This is a genomic window from Sulfurihydrogenibium yellowstonense SS-5 (genome assembly GCF_000173615.1).
GTDB classification, from domain to species: domain Bacteria; phylum Aquificota; class Aquificia; order Aquificales; family Hydrogenothermaceae; genus Sulfurihydrogenibium; species Sulfurihydrogenibium yellowstonense.
The window spans coordinates 1-5,229 of record NZ_ABZS01000119.1 but is presented as its reverse complement, the minus strand read 5'-3'; the positions used below and the strand labels follow the sequence as shown (position 1 = coordinate 5,229).

Sequence of the window (5,229 nt, the reverse complement as noted above, 5' to 3'; positions counted from 1 at the left end):
TAAACCTAAAAAATACAACATTTTTAGTTGAGACATTAGCAGGTCAATCCGGAGAAGTTGGAGCAACATTAGAAGAAGTTTATACACTAATTAAACCTTTTGAAAATGAAAAAATAGGCGTTTGCCTTGACACTTGCCATATATTTGCATCCGGATATCAGATAAACACCGACGAAGGATTTAATAGCTTTAAAAAAGAGCTTATAGATTATAATCTTTTAGAAAAGACAAAAGTTATACATTGTAATGATTCTAAAGCTCCTTTTAACTCTAAAAAAGATAGACATGAACATATTGGAAAAGGCTTTATTGACTTAGAGGGTTTTAGAATGTTTTTAAATGATGATGATTTCAGTAAACTTCCTTTCATCTTAGAAACACCAAAGGAAGGAGATATGGACAGAGTAAATATTAATTTGTTAAAATCTTTAATAAAGTGATGCGCCTGTAGCTCAGCTGGATAGAGCATCGGCTTCCGATGCCGAAGGTCGCAGGTTCAAATCCTGCCAGGCGCGCTTTGCACTTTCTTTAAAGCTTCTTTTAAATACTTTCTAAAATTTTCTTCTGTTAAAGCACCATATATCGTAATTAACTTTTTACCATTTGAAGTGATTATATATGTTGTGGGTGTTCCTAAGATTGGAAATCTTACCTGATTCTCCGGATGATTTGCATAGGTCGGAAATTCTGGGTCTTTAAAATCATTTTGTTTTCCATCTATTGCGAAAGCAATCACAACAAAGTTATTTTTAAATTCTGGTTCTCTTAATACTTTTTTAATGGTTGGAATTTCAGCCATACAATGACCACAGCTGTAAGCCATAAAATTAAGCACAATTAATTTATTCTCTGGAAGCTTTACAGGATTGCCAAACTTATCTTTTAGTATATCCTTAGCAAAAGATTTAGAAGCTAAAATAAGCACAGCTAAAACGATTATCTTTCTTATCATTTTTCTATACCTTGTTTTGAACTCTTAATACTTTTCCGAGTAAATTCAGCTCTGTAAGATTTTCTTCTTTTACTTTTGTTTTTCTTAAACCTTTACCATCTGTTAAGATAAGTATGCTATCTTTTTTTTCTATGATTTTAAATAGCCCCCATTTTCCTTTTTCTTTAAACAAGATTACGTCGTTGGATTCTATTGTAAGCGGTGGAATTTTTCCAACCAAAACCCATAGATTTCTAATCTTATACCAAAAAACATTTTCTTTGTAATTTGGGATGTTTTCAACAAGAATTAAAGGAGTTAAAATATCTTCAAGATACTTTATCTCTCCGTCATCTAAAACTTCAAAGCCTTTGATGTTAACTTTTAGCTCAGTATTCTCTTTAAGCAATTTTTTTGGTTGAAGTTATTGCATTTCTTGTTTGGTCTTTTAGAATATTGATTGATTGGGCAACCATAAAAAATGCATGTTCCAAGTTTATAAGTGCTGCTTCAAAGTCTTTATCTTTTGTTTCAAATCTAAGCTGCCTGACTTCTCTAAAAAGTTCATCAACGTTTGTCCCAAGTTCATATGCTAACGTAAAAACTTTTGCAACCAACTCTTCTAATTTCTTTCTTTCTATGTCTGTCATTATCTTCTCCTAGTTTATTAATGATGTTAATAATAGCAATCCATCTGCTGTGCCAAGAATTGGTTCGCAAGCTCTTTCTGGGTGTGGCATAAGTCCAAATACATTTTTTTCTTTATTGCAAACACCCGCTATATTTCCAATTGAGCCGTTTGGATTTGTAGACTCATCTATTATACCATTTTCATCACAATATCTTAAAATTATCTGTCCGTTTTTCTCCATTTCTGCTAAAGTCCCCGGGTCAACAAAGTAGTTTCCATCATGGTGTGCAATGGGAAGCTTTATTATCTGATTTTTGCTTAAATTTTTTGTAAACGGAGTTTCGTTATTTTCTACTTTTAAATATTGATGTTTACACACGAATTTTCCATGATTGTTTGGCAGTAGTGCACCCGGTAGCAAATGGGCTTCTGTAAGGATTTGAAAGCCATTGCATATTCCTATTACAAACTTTCCTTTTGATGCAAAATCTTTTAATGCTTGAGTTAAGGGAGTATGTGATGCTATTGCTCCTGGTCTTAAATAGTCTCCGAAAGAAAATCCGCCGGGAACTATAACGCAATCGTATTTAGATAAATCTGTTTCTCTATAATCAATAAATTCAACTTCTTTTTTTAAAATATCTCTTATCACGTAATAAGTGTCATAATCACAGTTAGAACCTGGATATACAGCAACTCCAAATCTCATTTTTTACTCCACCACTTGTATTTCATAGTCTTCTATAAGGTCGTTGACGATTGCTTTTTTTGCCATCTCTTTGGCTTCTTCTATGGCTTTTTCTTTGTCTGTACTGTCTACGTAAACTTCTATGTATTTTCCTACTTTAACATCTTTTACATTATCAAATCCTAAGGATTTTAAACTTTCTGCAACTGCTCTACCTTGTGGGTCAAGAACACCTTTTCTTGGCTTGATAAAAAACTTTATTAGCATTACCTGTCCTCGTATGGATTTTTTAGTTATTATATCATAGTTAAGCTTGTGTTGAACGTAATATCAAATGTTTTTTTGAAAGGAGAGAAAAAAGAGAAAATTCTTCGCCGGATGTAGAATGACGGTGTGGATTTTTGTAAGCAGTCTCATTTATACAGAAATTAAGAAAAATTTTTAACAGTAATTAAGTAGAGTCCAAGATTGATTGTTTCTCAGCTCTTGCTTAAATTCGTCAACTTCTCACTTTTCACATTAACCAATCAGGTCTATTAAAATATTTCTTGAAACCGTAGCAGTTCCTATTTCTCCTACTACATAACCGGCTGCCGTATTTGCCAAAGATGCAGACTCTTCCCAAGTTCCACCTGCCAATCTTGCTAAAGCAAGGACAGATATAACAGTATCTCCTGCACCTGTTACATCAAAAACTTTTTTAGCCTTTGTCGGAATACGTAAAATTTTATCACCTTCAAACAATGCCATACCTTCACCGCCAAGTGTAATTAAAAGCTGGTTTAATTCAAGGTCTGACATTATTCTTCTTCCAACGAATTCAAGGTCTGTATTTTTATCTGCTTTTATACTTTCGTATGCTTCTTTTTTGTTTGGGGTCAAAATGGTAGTATTTTTATAAAGCTGATAGTTTGATGGCTTAGGGTCAACAAAAATAGGCTTGTTTAAAGATTTTATAAAATCCATAATCCTTCGAGTAATGACACCTTTTCCATAATCAGAAACGATAAAGACATTTATTTTGTCTTTTATATTTTTAATCTCAATGATGATTTTATCTTCAATCTCATTGTTCAGTTTGGACCTATCCTCTCTGTCAATTCTTAAAAGTTGTTGGCTGACTGCGATTATTCTGGTTTTTTCAATGGTTGGTCTTGATTTGTCTTTTATTAAGACTGGATTTATGTTTTTTGATTTTAGTAAATTCTCAATAATTTTTGCGTTTTCGTCATCTCCTACTACACCAATCATATAAGCTTTAGCATCTAAGGAAGCTATGTTATTTGCAACGTTTGATGCACCACCGAGAGATACCGTCTCTTTTTTTACATCTACAACGGGAACAGGAGCCTCAGGAGATATCCTTTCTACATCTCCCCATAAGTATTTATCAAGAATAATATCTCCAATAACCCCAACAGTAATATCAGGAAACTTACTGATTAAATCAACTGCTCTTTCTTTTGTAATCATGGATAGATTGGTAGATTTTTTAGGTTATAACTTTCTTCAAATCCAAGGATTATATTCATATTTTGGACAGCTTGAAAAGAAGCACCTTTGCTAAGATTATCGATTGCTGAGGTAATTACTGCATAACCTGTCTTCTCGTCTTTATCTACAAAAATATCACAGAAATTTGTCCCAAGAACTTCTTTAATTCTAACAGGTCTATCTTGGAGTCTTATAAAGTATTCTTTTTCGTAGTAATCAAAATATAAATCTCTTAACTGTTTTTTGGATAGGTCGGTTTTAACTGTAATGGTAGAAAGCATTCCTCTTGAAACTGGGATTATGTGAGGAGTAAATCTGACTTTTACATCTTTATCTGAAATTCTTTTTATAACGTCCTCCATTTCCGGAGTGTGTCTGTGTTTTGTGATGTTGTAAGCATACGCGTTTGAAAAGCTTTCCGGATACATAAAATCTTCTTTTAAATGTCTTCCGGCCCCGGAAATTCCGGATAAAGCATTTACAATGATTGTATCATCTTGAATTTTACCCTCTTTAGCTAGAGGATATAAGCCAAGAATTGTGGCAGTTGGATAGCAGCCTGGATTTGCTATTATTTTTGCAGATTTTATATCATTTCTAAATACTTCGACAAGTCCATAAACTGCCACTTCTAAAAGTTCTGGAAATCTATGCTCAAAGCCGTAGTATTCCGGATATACTTCTTTATTTTTTATTCTATATGCTGCAGATAAGTCTATTATGATTTTGTTATTTTCAAAAAGTGTTTTTACAAGTTCTAAGGAAGGCTCGTGTGGTAGGCATAGGAAATAAATATCAGACGAGGTTGCATCTACTTCTTCAGCAAAGATTAAATCTTGATATTTTGATTTGTTAAAGAATGGGAAAGCTTCTTTTAAAGCCTTCCCACTGTATTGTCTTGATGTTATTTGATTTATTTCAATTTCTTTGTATAATTCTAAAATTCTTAAAAGCTCTATTCCAGTATATCCAGAAGCTCCAGCTATACAAACTTTCATAGAATAAATTAACGCTTAGACCATCTGTATTTCGCTCTTGCACCCATTTGGTTGTATTTCTTACGTTCTTTAACTCTCGCGTCTCTTGTCATTAATCCAGCTGGTTTTAGTAATGCTCTTAATGATGGATTATAGCTTTCAAGAGCTTTTGCTATTCCATACATCACAGCTTCTGCTTGTGCAGGTTTTCCACTGCCTTTTACAGTCGCATAAACATCAAACTTCCCAAGTGTCTCTGTAACTACAAATGGATGGTTTATTTTTGCAAGTAAAATATCTCTTTCAAAATACTCTTTTGCATCCCATTCTTTTCCGGATGCACTTCTAACTATAATTCTTCCGGATCCGGGAAGAATCCAAACTCTTGCTATTGCCTCTTTTCTTCTTCCAGTTCCATAGTGTGTCACCTTAGGGTCTATTTTTATTGTTTTTTCCAAGATTAATTACCTCCTTAAATAGCTTTCCATAATTTTGATACTTCTTCTAA

General features: G+C 33.1%; 9 protein-coding genes and 1 tRNA gene. 2 read left to right on the top strand and 8 right to left on the bottom strand.

Annotated elements, in window-relative coordinates:
• Both SULYE_RS05615 and SULYE_RS05610 read left to right on the top strand, forming a co-directional pair.
• A partial coding sequence (locus SULYE_RS05615) for a deoxyribonuclease IV (RefSeq protein WP_007547398.1) occupies positions 1 to 440 on the top strand: 440 nt, incomplete at its 5' end.
• A gap of 1 nt (position 441) precedes the next feature.
• A tRNA-Arg gene (locus SULYE_RS05610) sits at positions 442 to 515 on the top strand.
• Here SULYE_RS05610 and SULYE_RS08065 read toward each other — a convergent pair.
• The 8 genes from SULYE_RS08065 to rpsI all read right to left on the bottom strand — a co-directional run bounded on the left by SULYE_RS08065 (position 497) and on the right by rpsI (position 5,179).
• Positions 497 to 952, bottom strand: a complete 456-nt coding sequence (locus SULYE_RS08065) for a TlpA family protein disulfide reductase (protein WP_007547397.1) — start codon at positions 950 to 952, stop codon at positions 497 to 499. The two genes, SULYE_RS05610 and SULYE_RS08065, sit on opposite strands and share 19 nt — an antisense overlap.
• Before the next feature lie 4 nt (positions 953 to 956).
• Positions 957 to 1,340, bottom strand: a complete 384-nt coding sequence (locus SULYE_RS05605) for a hypothetical protein (protein ID WP_007547396.1) — start codon at positions 1,338 to 1,340, stop codon at positions 957 to 959.
• On the bottom strand, positions 1,333 to 1,581 hold the full coding sequence (locus tag SULYE_RS05600; protein ID WP_007547395.1) for a hypothetical protein: 249 nt from the start codon (positions 1,579 to 1,581) through the stop codon (positions 1,333 to 1,335). Before SULYE_RS05600 ends, SULYE_RS05605 begins: the two co-directional genes overlap by 8 nt.
• A gap of 9 nt (positions 1,582 to 1,590) precedes the next feature.
• On the bottom strand, positions 1,591 to 2,271 hold the full coding sequence (purQ, locus tag SULYE_RS05595) for a phosphoribosylformylglycinamidine synthase I (RefSeq protein ID WP_007547394.1): 681 nt from the start codon (positions 2,269 to 2,271) through the stop codon (positions 1,591 to 1,593).
• A 3-nt stretch (positions 2,272 to 2,274) separates the two neighbouring features.
• Positions 2,275 to 2,517: a phosphoribosylformylglycinamidine synthase subunit PurS gene (gene purS, locus SULYE_RS05590; protein ID WP_007547392.1), complete on the bottom strand. Its 243-nt coding sequence runs from the start codon at positions 2,515 to 2,517 to the stop codon at positions 2,275 to 2,277.
• A gap of 252 nt (positions 2,518 to 2,769) precedes the next feature.
• The gene (rfaE1, locus tag SULYE_RS05585; protein ID WP_007547391.1) at positions 2,770 to 3,723 is read right to left on the bottom strand and encodes a D-glycero-beta-D-manno-heptose-7-phosphate kinase; all 954 of its coding nucleotides are present in this window, start codon (positions 3,721 to 3,723) and stop codon (positions 2,770 to 2,772) included.
• Positions 3,720 to 4,742, bottom strand: a complete 1,023-nt coding sequence (argC, locus tag SULYE_RS05580) for an N-acetyl-gamma-glutamyl-phosphate reductase (RefSeq protein WP_007547389.1) — start codon at positions 4,740 to 4,742, stop codon at positions 3,720 to 3,722. Before argC ends, rfaE1 begins: the two co-directional genes overlap by 4 nt.
• A gap of 8 nt (positions 4,743 to 4,750) precedes the next feature.
• The gene (gene rpsI, locus SULYE_RS05575; RefSeq protein ID WP_007547387.1) at positions 4,751 to 5,179 is read right to left on the bottom strand and encodes a 30S ribosomal protein S9; all 429 of its coding nucleotides are present in this window, start codon (positions 5,177 to 5,179) and stop codon (positions 4,751 to 4,753) included.
• Between the last annotated feature and the right edge of the window lie 50 nt (positions 5,180 to 5,229).

Coding starts and splice junctions, on each gene's coding strand:
- purS (WP_007547392.1), bottom strand. CDS start 2,517: ATGCTAATAAAGTTTTTTATCAAGCCAAGAAAAGGTGTTCTTGACCCA.
- rfaE1 (WP_007547391.1), bottom strand. CDS start 3,723: ATGATTACAAAAGAAAGAGCAGTTGATTTAATCAGTAAGTTTCCTGAT.
- SULYE_RS08065 (WP_007547397.1), bottom strand. CDS start 952: ATGATAAGAAAGATAATCGTTTTAGCTGTGCTTATTTTAGCTTCTAAA.
- purQ (WP_007547394.1), bottom strand. CDS start 2,271: ATGAGATTTGGAGTTGCTGTATATCCAGGTTCTAACTGTGATTATGAC.
- argC (WP_007547389.1), bottom strand. CDS start 4,742: ATGAAAGTTTGTATAGCTGGAGCTTCTGGATATACTGGAATAGAGCTT.
- SULYE_RS05600 (WP_007547395.1), bottom strand. CDS start 1,581: ATGACAGACATAGAAAGAAAGAAATTAGAAGAGTTGGTTGCAAAAGTT.